Here is a 16,585-nt window from a genome sequence, read left to right on the forward strand (position 1 = left end):
GCGCCCTGGAGGTGCGCATGTGCAGGTCCGTAGCGCCCACGTCTCCCACCTTGGGCGCGAACGCCGTGGACGCCTTCTACGTGACCGGCCCGGAGGGCGCGCCGCTGCCGGGTGAGGAGGCGGCGGCGGTGGCGGGGAAGCTGGAGGAGATGTTGCGGGTGTGACCTGGAAGAGGGCCGGGCGGGGCGATTGTCTTGCGCGGCCCGATACCCTGGAAGACGCTCACACTGACACCGACTCCGAGGACCGACGCCGCCGTGTTCGATACTCTCTCCGATCGCCTCTCAGCGACTTTCAAGAACCTGCGCGGCAAGGGACGGCTCTCCGAGGCGGACATCGACGCCACCGCGCGCGAGATCCGTATCGCGCTCCTCGAGGCGGACGTGGCCCTTCCCGTCGTCCGGTCGTTCATCAAGAACGTCAAGGAGCGTGCCCTCGGCGCCGAGGTCTCCCGCGCGCTGAACCCCGCCCAGCAGGTGCTGAAGATCGTCAACGAGGAACTCGTCACGATCCTCGGCGGCGAGACCCGGCGCCTGCGCTTCGCCAAGCAGCCGCCGACCGTGATCATGCTGGCGGGTCTGCAGGGTGCCGGTAAGACCACCCTCGCGGGCAAGCTCGGCCACTGGCTGAAGGAGCAGGGCCACTCGCCGCTGCTCGTCGCCGCCGACCTCCAGCGCCCGAACGCCGTGAACCAGCTGAGCGTCGTCGCCGACCGCGCCGGCGTCGCGGTCTACGCCCCCGAGCCGGGCAACGGCGTGGGCGACCCGGTCAAGGTCGCCAACGACTCCATCGAGTTCGCGAAGTCCAAGGTCCACGACATCGTGATCGTGGACACCGCCGGCCGCCTCGGCATCGACCAGGAGCTGATGCAGCAGGCCGCGGACATCCGCGACGCGGTCAGCCCCGACGAGATCCTGTTCGTCGTCGACGCGATGATCGGTCAGGACGCGGTCACCACCGCCGAGGCCTTCCGCGACGGCGTCGGCTTCGACGGCGTGGTCCTGTCCAAGCTCGACGGCGACGCCCGCGGTGGTGCCGCCCTGTCGATCCGCCAGGTCACCGGCAAGCCGATCATGTTCGCCTCGAACGGCGAGAAGCTCGACGACTTCGACGCCTTCCACCCGGACCGGATGGCCTCCCGCATCCTCGACATGGGTGACCTGCTCACCCTGATCGAGCAGGCGGAGAAGACCTTCGACCAGGCCGAAGCCCAGAAGATGGCGGAGAAGCTGGCCTCCAAGAAGGGCCAGGACTTCACGCTCGACGACTTCCTGGCCCAGATGGAGCAGGTCAGGAAGATGGGCTCCATCTCGAAGCTGCTCGGGATGCTGCCCGGCATGGGCCAGATCAAGGACCAGATCAACAACCTGGACGAGCGGGACGTCGACCGCACGGCCGCGATCATCAAGTCGATGACCCCGGGCGAGCGCCAGGAGCCGACGATCATCAACGGCTCGCGCCGCGCCCGTATCGCCAAGGGTTCCGGTGTCGAGGTCAGCGCCGTGAAGAACCTGGTCGAGCGGTTCTTCGAGGCCCGCAAGATGATGTCCCGCATGGCGCAGGGCGGCGGCATGCCGGGGATGCCGGGCGTCCCGGGCATGGGCGGCGGTCCCGGCCGGACCAAGAAGCAGCCCAAGAAGGCCAAGGGCAAGCAGCGTTCCGGCAACCCGATGAAGCGCAAGCAGCAGGAGCAGGAGGAGGCCCAGCGCAGGGCCGCCGCCGCTCAGGGCGGCAACGCCTTCGGTGTGCCGGGCCAGCAGGCCCCGCAGGACTTCGAGCTGCCGGACGAGTTCAAGAAGTTCATGGGCTGACGCCCCGGGCGACCCGGGGGCGGGCCCACCCGCTGCGCGTGCCGGGGGTTGGTCGTTGTCGTAACGTCCCGATATGACCAACCCCGCACCGCCGCGCAAGTCGCCCGACCAGCCCTGGCGTACGGAAGGCACCCCCGAGGAGCCGCAGAAGCCGTCGCCGGGCGGGCGGAAGATGCGCGGCGGCTGGTGGAGCCTGATCCTGACCGCGCTGATCGTGTACCTGATCGCGAATCTGGTCCTGTCGTTCTTCAACGAGGGCGACGAGCCGACGATCTCGTACACGGAGTTCAGCAAGCAGGTCGACGCGGGCAACGTCAAGAAGATCTACGCCAAGGGCGACGCGATCCAGGGCCAGCTCGACAAGGGCCGGGACAACCCCGACGGCGATGGCACGTACACCAAGTTCAAGACCCAGCGCCCGTCCTTCGCGGACGACCAGCTCTGGGAGGACCTGACCAAGCACAACGTCACGGTCACGGCGGAGCCGGTCGTCCAGCACCGCAGTTTTCTGGCCAATCTCCTGATCTCCCTGGCGCCGATGCTGCTGCTGATCGCGGTGTGGGTCTTCGTCGCCCGGCGGATGAGCGCGGGACTCGGCGGCGCGGGCGGGATGCTCGGCCGCAAGGCGCCGCCCCGACCGGTCGAGCTGGAGCCCGGGCAGGAGCGCACCACCTTCGAGGACGTGGCCGGCATCGACGAGGTCGAGGGCGAGCTCAACGACGTCGTCGACTTCCTGAAGAACCCCGACGCCTACCGCAGGATGGGCGCCAAGATGCCCCGCGGTGTGCTGCTCACCGGCCCGCCCGGCACCGGCAAGACCCTCCTCGCGCGTGCCGTCGCCGGCGAGGCGGGCGTGCCGTTCTTCTCCGCGTCCGCCTCCGAGTTCATCGAGATGATCGTCGGCGTCGGTGCCTCACGCGTGCGCGAGCTGTTCGCCGAGGCCCGCAAGGTCGCGCCGTCGATCATCTTCATCGACGAGATCGACACCATCGGACGCGCCCGCGGCGGCGGCTCCGGCGTGGGCGGCCACGACGAGCGCGAGCAGACGCTGAACCAGATCCTCACCGAGATGGACGGCTTCTCGGGCTCCGAGGGCGTCATCGTCATCGCGGCCACCAACCGCGCCGACGTCCTGGACCCGGCCCTGACCCGCCCCGGCCGCTTCGACCGCGTCGTCCAGGTCTCGCCCCCGGACCGCGGCGGCCGCGAGGCCATCCTGCAGATCCACACCCGCGAGATCCCGCTCGCCGAGGGCGTCGACCTCGGCCAGGTCGCCCGTACGACCCCGGGCATGACCGGCGCGGAACTCGCCAACCTCGCCAACGAGGCCGCCCTGCTCGCCGTCAAGCGCAAACAGGAGCGGGTGACCCAGGGCGACCTCTCGGAGGCCCTGGAAAAGGTCCAACTGGGCGCGGAACGCCCGCTGGTGATGCCCGAGGAGGAGCGCCGGCGCACCGCGTACCACGAGAGCGGCCACGCCCTGCTCGGCATGCTCCAGCCCGGCGCCGACCCCGTCCGCAAGATCACCATCGTCCCGCGCGGCCGCGCCCTCGGCGTCACGCTCTCCACACCGGAGTCCGACAAGTACGCCTACACCGAGGAGTATCTGCGCGGCCGCATCATCGGCGCCCTCGGCGGCATGGCCGCGGAACAGGTCGTCTACGGCGTCGTCACGACCGGCGCCGAGAACGACCTGGAACAGGTCACGAACATCGCGCGCGGCATGGTCGCCCGGTGGGGGATGAGCGAGCGCGTCGGCAGGCTCTCGGCGCTGCCCGGCGACGCCCAGCAGGCGTACGGCCTCGCGGCCGCCCCGCAGACCCTCGACGTGATCGAGGGCGAGATGCGCCGGATCGTCGACGAGTGCTACGACGAGGCGTGCCGCAAACTGCGCGACCACCGCTCCCGCTTGGACGCGCTCGCCGAGGCGCTGCTGGCGAACGAGACCCTGGAGGAGGCGGACGCCTACCGGATCGCGGGGATCACGCGGCTGAGCAAGGACGAGGCCTGAACCGCCCTACGGCACGCGCGCGATGAGGTACCGGAACACATTGGGCATCCACACCGTGCCGTCGCGCCGCACATACGGATGCAGCGCCTCGGACAGCTCCTTGTCCACCTGCGCCTGGTCCGTCGCGGCGACCGCCGCGTCGAAGAGGCCGGTGGACAGCAGGCCCCTGACGGCGCTGTCCCCGTCGGCGTACCCGAAGGGACACGCGACCCGCCCCGAGCCGTCGGGCCTGAGCCCCGCCCGCTGGGCCACCTCCTCCAGGTCGTCGCGAAGGGCGGGGCGCCAACTGCCCGCGCTGCGCAGCGGATCCGCCAGCCTGGTGGCCACCCGCAGCACGGACGACGTGGTGCAGCGTTCCGGCGGACCCCAGCCGGCCAGCACCACGGGCGCCCCGCGCTCGGCGAGCGGCATCGCTGCCTGCAACAGCCCGCCGAGCCCCTCCGAGTCGCCCGCCAGACACCCGATGGGCTCGAAAGCGGTCACCAGGGTGTACGCGGGCGTCTCCGCGCCGCTCGCGTTCCCCACGTCCTCGGGTGAACCGTCGACGAGCCGAGTGCCCGCACGCGCGCGTGCACCCCATGTGTCGGGAAGCAGCCGCTCCCGCGCGAGGGCGAGCCGTTCGGGGGAGGAGTGGTCGACACCGGTGACGGTGGCGCCTCTGGACGCCGCCATCAAAAGGGCGAGGCCGCTGCCGCAGCCGAGACCCAGCAGCCGCGTGCCGGGGCCCACTTCCAGTCGCTCGTAGACGGTCTCGTAGAGCGGAACCAGCATCCGCTCCTGGATCTCCGACCAGTCACGCGCGCGTGCACACAGATCCACACGGGGTGCCTCGTCCTCGTGAGGGAGGTGCCGTCGCACGAGCGTAGGTGTCATGTAAAGCGCCCCAATCCGCCGAGAGTTGCCGCTGTGCCCGATTACATGGCCCCCGTGACGTGCGCTCGCTCTCCCCCCGTATGCCAGGTAACTCCGCACTCGACCGCGCGTCCAGTGGTAGTGGGGCCCTGCTTGAGGGTTCGCCGGGGGAGTGGCGAGATTTCACATGACGGCAACCTGGGCCACTACGATCGCCGGGCCGGTGCCGGGGTGCGGACGGCCGCCCGGTAACGTCTCGGGCGCCGACGGCGCACCGTGAGGCAAAGCCTCCGCCGCGAGAGCGGCCGAAACGCCTCTTGCGCATCGGCGGATCACAGCCGTACCGGCCCGTGGACATCGTCTACGCGCCGGGTCGTAGGTCGGGCTACGTACCGCCTTGGTATGAGCTGTGAGGTTTCTCCGCAGATCAGCGCACCCGCCCTCGTCAGGACGCATCAGCGGCAACTGACGGGTACGTGCAAATTATTTGGGATGCCCCGGAATCGGAACACAGCGGCACCCCCGCTCGTTGTCATTACGTGAGCACGACACAGACACCACCTGTTCTGGCCGCAGAGCTGGCGCAGGCGTGGGCCGACATTCAGCGGTACCACCCCGAGCTGCCCGATCTGGCCGCGCCCGAGTCCCTGATCGGAGAGTCCTCGTCCGCCTGCGGTCACGAGCTCTCCTTCGAGCGACTGCTCCATGAGGCAGTCCATGGCATCGCCGCCTCGCGCGGCGTGCGCGACACATCCCGCGCCGGCCGCTACCACAACCGCAGATTCCTCGCCATCGCCGAGGAGCTGGGCCTGGACCACCCCGAGGAACCGCACCCCAGCAGCGGCTTCTCGCTGGTCACGCTCAACCCCGAGGCCAAGCGCCGCTACCGCCCGACGATGGAGCGGCTGCAGCGCGCCCTGAAGGCGCACACGGCAGCCACCTCCGCCGACACCCCGAAGAGCTTCCGGGGCCCGGCCGCCCGGCACGGCTCGTCCGGCGGCGGGGTGCGCGTCAAGGCGGTCTGCGACTGCGGCCGCAATGTGCGCGTGGTTCCGTCCGTCCTGGCCCAGGCCCCGATCGTCTGCGGCGGCTGCGGGAAGCCGTTCAGGATTCCGGAGGTCATGGGAGCGGCGTAGCGGCCCGTACGAGGTACCGGCATCTCGTGGCTGTCGGTGCCGTGGCAGCGGCGCAGCCCGCGGTGGGCTGTGCGACCGACCTCGGGGCACCCGTGGAGCCGGGTGCCCCTGAGGCGTGCCCGGGCATCCGCGCTCACCCGCGGCCGGAGGTGCCCCTCGGGGTGTGGCACAATGGCTAGCTGTACTCGACAGCCGCACAGGACCCCTCTCTCCTCCGGCTGACGCGTCCATCGGGCACTCGGGTACCGCAACCCCACGCGGCAGTCTCGCCGTGCCCAACCACGTCAAACCAGGAGAACCCACTCCCGTGGCAGTCAAGATCAAGCTGAAGCGTCTGGGCAAGATCCGTTCGCCTCACTACCGCATCGTCGTCGCCGACTCCCGCACCCGCCGTGACGGCCGTGCGATCGAGGAGATCGGCCTGTACCACCCGGTGCAGAACCCCTCGCGCATCGAGGTCAACGCCGACCGCGTGGCGTACTGGCTTTCCGTCGGCGCCCAGCCGACCGAGCCCGTGCTCGCCATTCTGAAGAAGACCGGCGACTGGCAGAAGTTCAAGGGCGAGCCCGCCCCGGCACCGCTGCTGCAGCCGGCCGAGAAGGCCGCGCGCCCGTCGTTCGAGGCCCTTGGCGGCGACGACGAGGGCAAGGGTGAGGCCATCACCCAGAAGAAGAAGGCTGAGAAGAAGGACGAGGCCCCGGCCGAGTCCGCGTCGACCGAGGCCTGAGCATGCTCGAGGAGGCTCTCGAGCACCTCGTGAAGGGCATCGTCGACAACCCTGACGATGTGCAGGTCGCCTCGCGCAACCTGCGCCGTGGGCGTGTGCTGGAGGTCCGGGTCCACCCCGACGACCTCGGCAAGGTGATCGGCCGCAACGGCCGCACCGCACGCGCTCTGCGTACCGTCGTGGGCGCCATCGGCGGCCGCGGTGTCCGCGTCGACCTCGTCGACGTGGACCACGTCCGCTGACGCAACAGGCAAGAAGACAGCACCGGCTCGGGCCGGGGAGGGCCGCTGGGCCGTCCCCGGCCCGCAGTCGTATGACAGGAGATCTGGACACGTGCAGCTGGTAGTCGCGCGGATCGGCCGTGCCCATGGCATCAAGGGCGAGGTCACCGTCGAGGTACGCACCGACGAGCCGGAGCTCAGGCTCGCGCCCGGAGCCGTGCTCACCACCGATCCCGCCGACGCGGGACCCCTCACCATCGAGAGCGGCCGCGTCCACAGCGGCCGCCTCCTCCTGCGCTTCGAGGGCGTGCGCGACCGCACCGCCGCCGAAGCCCTCCGCAACACCGTCCTGATCGCCGAGGTCGACCCGGACGAGCTGCCCGAGGAGGAGGACGAGTACTACGACCACCAGCTGATGGACCTGGACGTGGTCACCGCGGACGGCGTCGAGGTCGGCCGGATCACCGAGATCTCGCATCTGCCGTCCCAGGACCTCTTCATCGTCGAGCGGCCCGACGGGAGCGAGGTGATGATCCCCTTCGTCGAGGAGATCGTCACCGAGATCGACCTCCAGGAGCAGCGGGCCGTCATCACCCCGCCGCCGGGCCTGATCGACGACAGGTCAGAGATCGTCTCGTCGCGGGAAGAGTCGTAGGAGATGCGCCTCGACGTCGTCACGATCTTCCCCGAGTACCTCGAACCGCTGAACGTCTCCCTCGTCGGCAAGGCACGCGCGCGTGGACAGCTCGACGTCCATGTGCACGACCTGCGCGCGTGGACCCACGACCGCCACAACACCGTCGACGACACCCCGTACGGCGGCGGCCCCGGCATGGTCATGAAGACCGGCCCCTGGGGCGACGCGCTCGACTCCGTCCTCGCCGACGGCTACGAGACCGGCTCCCACGCGCCCGCGCTGATCGTGCCCACCCCCAGCGGCCGCCCCTTCACCCAGGAGCTCGCCGTGGAGCTCTCCGAGCGGCCCTGGCTGGTCTTCACGCCCGCGCGCTACGAGGGCATCGACCGGCGGGTGATCGACGAGTACGCCACCCGTATGCCCGTCCACGAGGTGTCCATCGGCGACTACGTCCTGGCCGGCGGCGAGGCGGCCGTCCTGGTCGTCACGGAGGCCGTGGCCCGGCTGCTGCCCGGCGTCCTCGGCAACGCCGAGTCCCACCGCGACGACTCCTTCGCACCCGGCGCCATGGCCAACCTCCTGGAGGGCCCCGTCTACACCAAGCCCCCCGAGTGGCGCGGCCGGGACATCCCCGAGGTGCTGCTCAGCGGCCACCACGGCAGGATCGCCCGCTGGCGCCGCGACGAGGCCCTCAGGCGTACGACGGCGAACCGGCCCGACCTCATCGAGCGCTGCGACCCCAAGGCCTTCGACAAGAAGGACCGCGAGATGCTCTCCATCCTGGGCTGGGCCCCGGACCCGGAAGGGGAGCCGTACGGCCGATTTTGGCGCAGGACCGACGGCGTGGAAGAATAGGCCGCTGTTGTGCGTCGTCCGGCGTGCGCCCCTGCCACAGGGGGACACGACGCCCGCCCCGACACGGACAACATCCTCCCGGAAACCTAGTTCCCGCCTATGACCTGTGGCATGGGCGAAGAAAGCAGACGAAATGTCTCACCTGCTCGACTCCGTCGACGCCGCGTCGCTGCGCAGCGACGTCCCGGCCTTCCGCCCGGGTGACACCGTCAACGTCCACGTCCGCGTCATCGAGGGCAACCGCTCTCGTGTGCAGCAGTTCAAGGGCGTTGTCATCCGCCGCCAGGGCGCCGGCGTCCGCGAGACCTTCACGGTCCGCAAGGTCTCCTTCTCCGTCGGCGTCGAGCGCACCTTCCCGGTGCACACCCCGATCGTCGAGAAGATCGAGCTCGTCACCCGCGGTGACGTGCGTCGTGCCAAGCTGTACTACCTGCGCGAGCTGCGCGGCAAGGCTGCGAAGATCAAGGAGAAGCGCGAGAGCTGAGCTCGCGCCGGGGTCCTCAGGGCGGCCGGATAACATTCCGCCCCGATGGACACCGAACCACAGCAGACGGAGCGCGACCGCTCCTCCCGCCCTTCCCCGTCCGAGGAGACCTCGGACACAGGAGGACCGGAGGAACGGTCGCGTTTCGCGTTCGTGGCGCGGATCACCGACCGGCTGCCGGGCAGGCGGATCTCCCTGACCCTGCTGGTCTGCCTGGTGTTTTTGCTGCTTCTCAACGCTTTCGTGGTGCAACCGTTCCTGATTCCCAGCGGATCCATGGAGAACGGATTGAGGATCGGGGACCGCGTTCTCGTAAATAAGTTGGCGTACCGTTTCGGTGCCGAGCCGCGGCGCGGCGATGTCGTCGTGTTCGACGGCACCGGGTACTTCGGCAAGGGCGACTACATCAAGCGCGTCGTGGGTGTGGGGGGAGACCAGGTGGTCTGCTGCGACAAGAAGGGGAGGATCGAGGTGAACGGCCGGTCGGTGGACGAGTCGACGTTCCTGTATCCCGGTGACGGCCCGTCCACGGTGCCCTTCAAGGTCGTCGTGCCCGACGGGACCCTCTTCGTCCTCGGTGACCACCGCAGCGACTCCAGCGACTCCCGCGACCACCTCGGCTCACCCGGCGGCGGCATGATCCCGGTGTCCGACGTCGTCGGCCGGGCCGACTGGATCGTCTGGCCCGCCTCCCACTGGACCCGCCTGCACCGTCCCGGCGCCTACGCGCGCGTGCCCGCCGCCGGCGGTGCACATGGGTAACCGTGGCAAACCGCGCGGCACACCGAGCAACCCCTACGGCACCGAGGACCTCCTGCCCACCGGCTCCCGGCGCACCGCCGGCCCCGCGACGGGTGGCCGTACCCGCGCCGAGCGGCGCAAGCTGCAGCGCAAGGTCAAACGAAAGCGCAGGCGCAGCGCGGTCAAGGAGATACCTCTCCTCGTCGGCGTCGCGGTCCTCATAGCCCTGGTCCTGAAGACGTTCCTCGTCCAGGCGTTCGTGATCCCGTCCGGCTCGATGGAGCAGACGATCCGGATCGGCGACCGTGTCCTGGTCGACAAGTTCACCCCGTGGTTCGGCTCCACGCCCAAGCGCGGGGACGTCGTCGTCTTCAGGGACCCCGGCGGCTGGCTCGCGGACGAGCAGCCCACCACGAAGAAGAAGGACCCCATCGTCGTCAAGCAGGTCAAGGAGGGACTCACCTTCATCGGCCTGCTGCCGTCCGACAACGAGAAGGACCTCATCAAGCGGGTCATCGGGGTCGGCGGGGACCACGTCAAGTGCTGCGACGCCCAGGGGCGGATGACCGTGAACGGCGTCCCCCTGGCCGAGACCGACTACCTGTATCCGGGAAACGCCCCCTCCACACAGGAATTCGACATCACCGTCCCCAAGGGCCGGCTGTGGGTGATGGGCGACCACCGGGCCAACTCCGCGGACTCCCGGGCCCACCAGAACACCGACTACGGCGGCACGGTCTCCGAGGACTCGGTCGTGGGACGCGCCATGGTCATCGCCTGGCCGTTCGGCCACTGGAACACCTTGAAGGAACCTAAAACTTTCGCCTCCGTTTCCAACTCCGTGTCGGGGACGACCGCGTCCTCGCAGCTGTCGCATAGGGTTGCTCCGGACGATTTCAACGGAACGATCCAGCTCCCGACCCCTGCGGAACTCCCGCTCGTTATGGGAGTGGTGGGCCTGCGCCGTCTCACGGGCAGGCAGCGGCACAGAGTAAGGAGTTGGCGTGGGGGATGTGGCGGTTGGCGCACGGTCCGGACACGACGGCGAGGAGCACCGCGGGAACTCCGTGGACGCTGCCGTCCCGGCCGCGGACAGCGCCGTGACCTCCGGGAATGACTCCGGGGCGACCGACGACGCGAGGCCGGGCGGCCGGGACCGGACCAAGCAGGAGGGATCGGGAGGCACACCCCCCAAGGCAGGGAAGCAGCGCTCCTTCTGGAAGGAGCTGCCCATCCTGATCGGTATCGCGCTCGTGCTCGCGCTGCTGATCAAGACGTTCCTGGTGCAGGCGTTCTCCATCCCGTCCGACTCGATGCAGAACACCCTCCAGGAGGGCGACCGGGTCCTCGTCGACAAGCTCACCCCATGGTTCGGCTCCGAACCGGAGCGCGGTGAGGTCGTCGTCTTCCACGACCCGGACAACTGGCTGGCGGGCGAGCCGACGGCCAGCCCGAACGCCCTGCAGAAGGTCCTCAGCTGGATCGGCCTGATGCCGTCCGCCGAGGAGAAGGACCTCATCAAGCGGGTCATCGGCGTCGGCGGTGACACCGTCTCCTGCAAGGGCTCCGGCCCGCTGACGGTCAACGGCAAGGCGCTGAACGACTCCTCGATCGTCTTCGCCGGCAACACGCCGTGCAGCGTGGACGACCAGGGCGGCCAGTTCACGGTCAAGGTCCCCAAGGGCTACATCTGGGTCATGGGCGACCACCGCCAGAACTCCCGCGACTCGCGCTACAACCAGAGCGACAAGCACAACGGCATGGTCCCGGTGGACAAGGTCGTCGGACGCGCCATCGTCATCGCCTGGCCGATCACCCGCTGGGACACCCTGCCGGTTCCGGACACCTTCGACCAGCCCGGCCTGGACAAGCAGTCCTCGGCGTCCGCCGCCATGACGGCCGCGCCGAACGCACCCGCCCTCGCGGCCACGGTCCCTGTGGTGGTGTGGCGGCGGAGGAGGATCGCGCCGGTCGACACCCGCCGGGGCGGCTCGGTCGAGGGTGTCTGAGACAGCCTTGGTGAAGCCCTGGTGTAGCTGTGCCCCGGTCGCCCATCAGGGGCTGACCGGGTCAGGTACCGCCGGGTAGGGTGCGGAGCCATGGGTGGCGAGAGCACTACGCGTACGGCCCCGCGCAGCGGTGGCACCAGCACGAGCCCGGTGGGCACCAGGACCGGACAGCGACTGTCCGGACTGGCGGTCGCACTGGGCGTTGTGCTGTTCCTCGGAGGATTCGCCTGGGGAGCGGTGATCTACCGGCCGTACACCGTGCCGACCACATCGATGACACCGACGATCGACGCCGGCGACCGGGTGCTGGCGCAGCGCGTGGACGCCGGTGAGATACGCCGGGGCGACGTCGTCGTCTTCAACGACAAGACCTGGGTGACCGGTTCGGCCGTGGTCAAGCGCGTGGTGGCGGTCGGCGGCGACACCGTCTCCTGCTGCACGGACGGCAAGCTGACCGTCAACGGCAAGCAGATCGACGAGTCCTACCTCAAGGGCAACGTCGTGGAGGACAAGAAGATCCCCTCGGTGAAGGTCCCCAAGGGCCGGCTGTTCCTCCTCGGTGACGAGCGCGAGGGCTCCCTGGACTCCTCCGCCCACCTCAGCGACGCGGCCCAGGGCACCGTCGCCGCCTCGGCTGTGACCGCCCGTGTGGACGCCGTCGTATGGCCCATGAAGGGCATGCTGGAGCGCCCCACCGGCTTCGAGACCCTCGGCGCGCTGTCCCAGCCCGGCCCGCTGCGCATCATTCTCACGCTGATCATCGCCGGTGCGGTGCTCGTGTTCGCCGGCGGTGCGTACGGCCCGATCGCCAAGCGGACGGGACGCTCCCGTGCGCGGACGGAGCCCGTGCGTGCCCGCTGAGGCCACCGGCGCCCGGGAGGACCCGTACGCGGGCGGACTGCGCAAGGTGGCCCGCGTGGTCCTGCTCGACCCCGACGACCGCATCCTCCTGCTGCACGGCCATGAGCCGGACGACCCGGCCGACGACTGGTGGTTCACACCGGGCGGCGGACTGGAGGGCGAGGAGAGTCGTGAAGAGGCCGCACTGAGGGAACTCGCCGAGGAGACGGGCATCACCGATGTGGAGCTCGGGCCGGTGCTGTGGCGGCGGATGTGTTCCTTCCCCTTCGCGGGCCGCCGCTGGGACCAGGACGAGTGGTACTACCTGGCCCGTACGACGGACACGTCCGGCGAGGTGCCCCGGGGCACGGGCCTGACGGAGCTGGAGCGGCGCAGCGTCGCCGGAGCGCGCTGGTGGACCTGTCAGGAACTGGCCCGGGCCCATGAGACGGTGTATCCGACCAGACTCGCCGAGCTGTTGCGCCTGCTGCTCGACGAAGGTCCCCCGGCCGGGCCCGTGACCCTTGACGCGGAAATCGTCTAGGGGCTGACGGGACTGGCGCACAATGGTGGGATCGCACGGCTGAAGGGGAAGCTGCCATGAGCGCCGAGGACCTCGAGAAGTACGAGACCGAGATGGAGCTGAAGCTCTACCGGGAGTACCGCGATGTCGTCGGTCTGTTCAAATACGTGATCGAAACCGAGCGGCGCTTCTACCTGACCAACGACTACGAGATGCAGGTGCACTCGGTCCAGGGCGAGGTCTTCTTCGAGGTTTCCATGGCGGACGCCTGGGTGTGGGACATGTACCGGCCGGCTCGGTTCGTCAAGCAGGTGCGGGTGCTCACGTTCAAGGACGTGAACATCGAGGAGCTTAACAAGAGCGACCTGGAGCTGCCGAGCGGGTGATCCACGCGCTCCGCGCGATTCTCACGATCTGCGTGATTCGCGCGATCCGCGTGATTGGCACTCGTGTGAGTGACGGGTTTTTCCACATTCGGTGAGCGGTCCACCAAGATCCACTCGGTCGGGCCGGATGCGTGACGGTTGGCGCCGGAGGTGGTGCCGACATGAACGCACGCAGTGCACTCGGCAGGTACGGCGAGGACGTGGCCGCGCGGCGGCTGACCGAGGCCGGAATGACGGTCCTGGAGCGCAACTGGCGCGCCGGAAGGACCGGCGAGATCGACATCGTGGCCAGGGACGGCGACGTCCTGGTGATCTGCGAGGTCAAGACCCGCAGGACGGGCTCCTACGACCCCATGGCCGCGGTCACGCCTGCCAAGGCGGCCCGTCTGCGCGGCCTCGCGGAGCGCTGGGCGCAGGAGCACGGGGGCGCCCCACCGGGAGGCTGCCGCATCGACCTGATCGGCATCCTGCTCCCCGACCGCGGAGCCCCCGTGGTCGAGCATGCGCGGGGGGTGGCCTGAGATGGGATTCGCGCGTACGTGCGCCGTGGCCCTGGTGGGCGTCGAGGGCGTGGTCGTGGAGGTCCAGGCCGACCTGGAGCCCGGCGTCGCCGCGTTCACCCTGGTCGGACTGCCGGACAAGAGCCTGACCGAGAGCCGCGACCGGGTGCGGGCGGCGGTGGTGAACTCCGGAGGTGAGTGGCCGCAGAAGAAGCTCACGGTGGGCTTGAGCCCCGCGTCGGTGCCCAAGGCGGGATCGGGCTTCGACCTGGCGGTGGCCTGTGCGGTGCTCGGCGCCTCGGAGCGGATCGACCCCCGGGTGCTCGCCGACATCGTGATGATCGGAGAGCTCGGACTGGACGGCAGGGTGCGCCCGGTCCGCGGCATCCTGCCCGCGGTGCTCGCCGCGGCCGACGCCGGCTACGAGCAGGTGGTCGTGCCGGAGTGCGCGGCCGCCGAGGCCTCGCTGGTGCCCGGGGTGTCGGTGCTGGGAATCCGCAGTCTGCGGCAGCTCATCGCCGTTCTGGCGGACGAACCCGTGCCCGAGGAGGAACCGGACGAGCTGGGCCGCCCCGACCCGCTGCTGGCCGGCCTGCGCGTGCCGGGCACCGGAGCGGCCACCGGCATGCACAGCCTGGGCGCCGCGCAGCACGAGCACGACCACGACCTGGCCGACGTCGTGGGCCAGACCTCGGCACGCACGGCCGTGGAGGTCGCCGCCGCGGGCGGACACCATCTGTTCCTCGAAGGGCCGCCAGGAGCAGGCAAAACGATGCTGGCGGAGCGGCTGCCCGCCGTCCTGCCTCCGCTCAGGCGGGAGGAGTCGCTTGAGGTCACGGCGGTGTACTCGGTGGCCGGACTGCTGCCGCCGGGCAAGCCCCTCATCGACGTCGCGCCCTACTGCGCCCCCCACCACTCGGCCACCATGCAGTCGCTCGTCGGCGGCGGACCGGGCATCGCGAGGCCCGGCGCGGTGTCGCTGGCCCACCGGGGGGTGCTCTTCCTCGACGAGGCACCGGAGTTCCACAGCCAGACCCTCGACGCTCTGCGGCAGCCCCTGGAGGCGGGGCACGTGGTGATCGCGCGCAGTGCCGGGGTGGTGCGGTTCCCCGCCAGATTCCTGATGGTCCTTGCCGCCAACCCGTGCCCCTGCGGACGCTTCTCGCAGCGGGACTCGCTGTGCGACTGCCCGCCGTCCGCGATCCGCCGGTACCAGGCCCGGCTGTCCGGACCTCTGCTCGACCGGGTGGACCTCCGCGTCGAGGTCGATCCGGTCACCCGGGCCCAGCTGGCCGAGCCGGGCGCCCGGGGTGAGTCCACCGCCACGGTCGCCGACCGGGTCAGGGCGGCCAGGGAGCGCGCTGCCGCACGCCTTGCGGGCACGCCCTGGCGAACCAACAGCGAGATCCCCGGGCGTGACCTGCGCGGCCGCTGGCACGCACGGCCCGGGGCCATGGACGACGCCGAGCGCAATCTGGAGCGCGGGGTGCTCACCGCCCGCGGGCTGGACCGTGTCCTGCGCGTCGCCTGGACCGTGGCGGACCTCGTCGGCCACGACCGCCCCGACGCCACCGACGTGGCCCTGGCCCTCCAACTGCGCACGGGCGTCCCGCGCGGCGTGCCGATGGCCATCGGGGCCCTGACATGAGCGCCGGCGACGACGCGGAACGGCTCGCCCGCATCTTCCTGGCCCGGGTGCTCGAACCGGGCGACGAGACCGGCGGACGCTGGGTGCGCGAGCTGGGAGCCGTCCAACTGGTCCGGCGGTTGCGGGAGAACGGCCCGCCGCTCGGCGGAGCGACCGACAAGCGCTGGGCAGGGCTGCTGGGCCGTGCGCGGCAGGCCGAGCCGGAGCGGGATCTCGCCGCCGCACGGGACGCCGGGGCGCGGTTCGTGATGCCGGGGGACGCCGAGTGGCCGGGCCAGCTCGAGGACCTCGGGGACGCACGGCCGCTCGGACTGTGGGTGCGGGGCCGGGCCGGCCTGCGGATGTGGGCGCTGCGCTCGGTCGCCGTCGTCGGCGCCCGCGCCTGCACCGAGTACGGCGCCCACATGGCGGCCCTGCTCGGCGCGGGGCTCGCCGAGCGGGGCTGGGTGGTGGTCTCGGGCGGCGCCTACGGAGTCGACGGCGCGGCGCACCGGGGCGCGCTCGGGGCCGGCGGCGCCACCGTGGCCGTCCTCGCCTGCGGGGTCGACCAGCCCTATCCGCGGGGACACACCGAGTTGATCACCAGGATCGCGCAGCAGGGGCTCGTGGTGGGCGAGTTGCCGCCCGGTGATCATCCGACGCCGAGCAGATTCATCGTCCGCAACCGCGTGATCGCCGCCCTGACCAGGGGCACCGTGGTCGTGGAGGCGGCCCATCGCAGCGGGTCGCTGGTCACGGCACGGGCCGCGCAGCGGTTGGGGCGCCACACCATGGGGGTGCCCGGGCCCGCCACCAGTGGCCTGTCAGCGGGGGTGCACCAACTGCTGCGGGGCGACGCCGAACTGGTTACCGACGCCGCGGACGTCGTCGAACTGGTCGGCGAGATGGGCGAGCTGGCCCCGGACCGGCGAGGGCCCGTGCTGCCGAGGGACCTGCTGGACCCGGGTGCCCGGCGGGTGCTGGCCGCGCTGCCCGGCCGCGGCGCCGCACAGCCCGGTGCGATCGCGCGGGGTGCGCAGACCACACCGGACGACGCGATCGCGAGGCTGTACGAACTCCGATCACTTGGTTACGTCGAACGACACGGCGACGGCTGGAAGTTGACACGCCAGGCGATGATCTCCGTCCGAGGAGGTCGCCACTGACGCTGACCGAGCGTGTTCGGCCGTCCGGGGGAAGCCCGAGACCTGTGCAAATGCCCGCA

At 70.5% G+C, this 16,585-nt stretch carries 19 protein-coding genes; 18 read left to right on the top strand and 1 reads right to left on the bottom strand.

The genetic code is table 11. The features are described from left to right. Positions 1 to 17: 17 nt before the first annotated feature. From MQN93_RS33095 to ftsH, 3 genes are all read left to right on the top strand, one after another. Positions 18 to 164 carry an ACT domain-containing protein gene (locus MQN93_RS33095; protein ID WP_242712443.1) on the top strand — a complete coding sequence of 49 codons (147 nt, stop codon included), beginning with the start codon at positions 18 to 20 and terminating at the stop codon, positions 162 to 164. 93 nt (positions 165 to 257) lie between these two features. Beyond that, on the top strand, positions 258 to 1,811 hold the full coding sequence (gene ffh / locus MQN93_RS33100; RefSeq protein WP_242712444.1) for a signal recognition particle protein: 1,554 nt from the start codon (positions 258 to 260) through the stop codon (positions 1,809 to 1,811). Between the two features lie 73 nt (positions 1,812 to 1,884). Next, complete coding sequence (gene ftsH, locus MQN93_RS33105) at positions 1,885 to 3,822, top strand: ATP-dependent zinc metalloprotease FtsH (protein WP_242712445.1); 1,938 nt, start codon at positions 1,885 to 1,887, stop codon at positions 3,820 to 3,822. Between the two features lie 6 nt (positions 3,823 to 3,828). Here ftsH and MQN93_RS33110 read toward each other — a convergent pair whose 3' ends face one another. Beyond that, positions 3,829 to 4,695 carry a type 1 periplasmic-binding domain-containing protein gene (locus MQN93_RS33110; protein WP_051183505.1) on the bottom strand — a complete coding sequence of 289 codons (867 nt, stop codon included), beginning with the start codon at positions 4,693 to 4,695 and terminating at the stop codon, positions 3,829 to 3,831. Between the two features lie 518 nt (positions 4,696 to 5,213). Between MQN93_RS33110 and MQN93_RS33115 the strand changes: the two genes are divergently transcribed. The 15 genes from MQN93_RS33115 to dprA all read left to right on the top strand — a co-directional run bounded on the left by MQN93_RS33115 (position 5,214) and on the right by dprA (position 16,526). Then, positions 5,214 to 5,810, top strand: a complete 597-nt coding sequence (locus MQN93_RS33115) for a hypothetical protein (protein ID WP_016432407.1) — start codon at positions 5,214 to 5,216, stop codon at positions 5,808 to 5,810. Between the two features lie 307 nt (positions 5,811 to 6,117). Continuing rightward, a complete protein-coding gene (gene rpsP, locus MQN93_RS33120) occupies positions 6,118 to 6,537 on the top strand; it encodes a 30S ribosomal protein S16 (protein WP_016432406.1) in 420 nt (139 codons plus the stop codon). Positions 6,538 to 6,539: 2 nt separating this feature from the next. Beyond that, positions 6,540 to 6,779 (top strand): RNA-binding protein, encoded by a 240-nt coding sequence (locus MQN93_RS33125; RefSeq protein ID WP_003973401.1) that lies wholly within the window; start codon positions 6,540 to 6,542, stop codon positions 6,777 to 6,779. A 91-nt stretch (positions 6,780 to 6,870) separates the two neighbouring features. Continuing rightward, positions 6,871 to 7,413 carry a ribosome maturation factor RimM gene (rimM, locus tag MQN93_RS33130; RefSeq protein WP_242712446.1) on the top strand — a complete coding sequence of 181 codons (543 nt, stop codon included), beginning with the start codon at positions 6,871 to 6,873 and terminating at the stop codon, positions 7,411 to 7,413. Between the two features lie 3 nt (positions 7,414 to 7,416). After that, on the top strand, positions 7,417 to 8,250 hold the full coding sequence (gene trmD / locus MQN93_RS33135) for a tRNA (guanosine(37)-N1)-methyltransferase TrmD (RefSeq protein ID WP_242712447.1): 834 nt from the start codon (positions 7,417 to 7,419) through the stop codon (positions 8,248 to 8,250). A 133-nt stretch (positions 8,251 to 8,383) separates the two neighbouring features. Continuing rightward, entirely contained in the window at positions 8,384 to 8,734 is a 351-nt protein-coding gene (rplS, locus tag MQN93_RS33140) for a 50S ribosomal protein L19 (RefSeq protein ID WP_016432403.1), read from the top strand. Between the two features lie 45 nt (positions 8,735 to 8,779). Beyond that, the gene (gene lepB / locus MQN93_RS33145) at positions 8,780 to 9,496 is read left to right on the top strand and encodes a signal peptidase I (RefSeq protein WP_242712448.1); all 717 of its coding nucleotides are present in this window, start codon (positions 8,780 to 8,782) and stop codon (positions 9,494 to 9,496) included. Beyond that, a complete protein-coding gene (lepB, locus tag MQN93_RS33150) occupies positions 9,489 to 10,592 on the top strand; it encodes a signal peptidase I (RefSeq protein WP_242712449.1) in 1,104 nt (367 codons plus the stop codon). Before lepB (MQN93_RS33145) ends, lepB (MQN93_RS33150) begins: the two co-directional genes overlap by 8 nt. Further along, entirely contained in the window at positions 10,480 to 11,484 is a 1,005-nt protein-coding gene (lepB, locus tag MQN93_RS33155; protein WP_242712450.1) for a signal peptidase I, read from the top strand. The genes lepB (MQN93_RS33150) and lepB (MQN93_RS33155) overlap by 113 nt, the downstream gene beginning before the upstream one ends. Before the next feature lie 90 nt (positions 11,485 to 11,574). Further along, positions 11,575 to 12,345, top strand: a complete 771-nt coding sequence (gene lepB / locus MQN93_RS33160; protein WP_016432399.1) for a signal peptidase I — start codon at positions 11,575 to 11,577, stop codon at positions 12,343 to 12,345. After that, entirely contained in the window at positions 12,335 to 12,868 is a 534-nt protein-coding gene (locus tag MQN93_RS33165) for an NUDIX hydrolase (RefSeq protein ID WP_242712451.1), read from the top strand. Before lepB (MQN93_RS33160) ends, MQN93_RS33165 begins: the two co-directional genes overlap by 11 nt. A 56-nt stretch (positions 12,869 to 12,924) precedes the next feature. Then, complete coding sequence (locus MQN93_RS33170; protein ID WP_003993268.1) at positions 12,925 to 13,233, top strand: DUF2469 domain-containing protein; 309 nt, start codon at positions 12,925 to 12,927, stop codon at positions 13,231 to 13,233. Positions 13,234 to 13,394: 161 nt separating this feature from the next. Further along, complete coding sequence (locus MQN93_RS33175) at positions 13,395 to 13,754, top strand: YraN family protein (protein ID WP_242712452.1); 360 nt, start codon at positions 13,395 to 13,397, stop codon at positions 13,752 to 13,754. Between the two features lies 1 nt (position 13,755). Next, entirely contained in the window at positions 13,756 to 15,381 is a 1,626-nt protein-coding gene (locus MQN93_RS33180) for a YifB family Mg chelatase-like AAA ATPase (RefSeq protein ID WP_242712453.1), read from the top strand. Next, on the top strand, positions 15,378 to 16,526 hold the full coding sequence (gene dprA / locus MQN93_RS33185) for a DNA-processing protein DprA (protein ID WP_242712454.1): 1,149 nt from the start codon (positions 15,378 to 15,380) through the stop codon (positions 16,524 to 16,526). The genes MQN93_RS33180 and dprA overlap by 4 nt, the downstream gene beginning before the upstream one ends. Positions 16,527 to 16,585 lie beyond the last annotated feature (59 nt).

Origin of the sequence: Streptomyces spinosisporus (assembly GCF_022698145.1) — a bacterium.
GTDB lineage: Bacteria > Actinomycetota > Actinomycetes > Streptomycetales > Streptomycetaceae > Streptomyces > Streptomyces spinosisporus.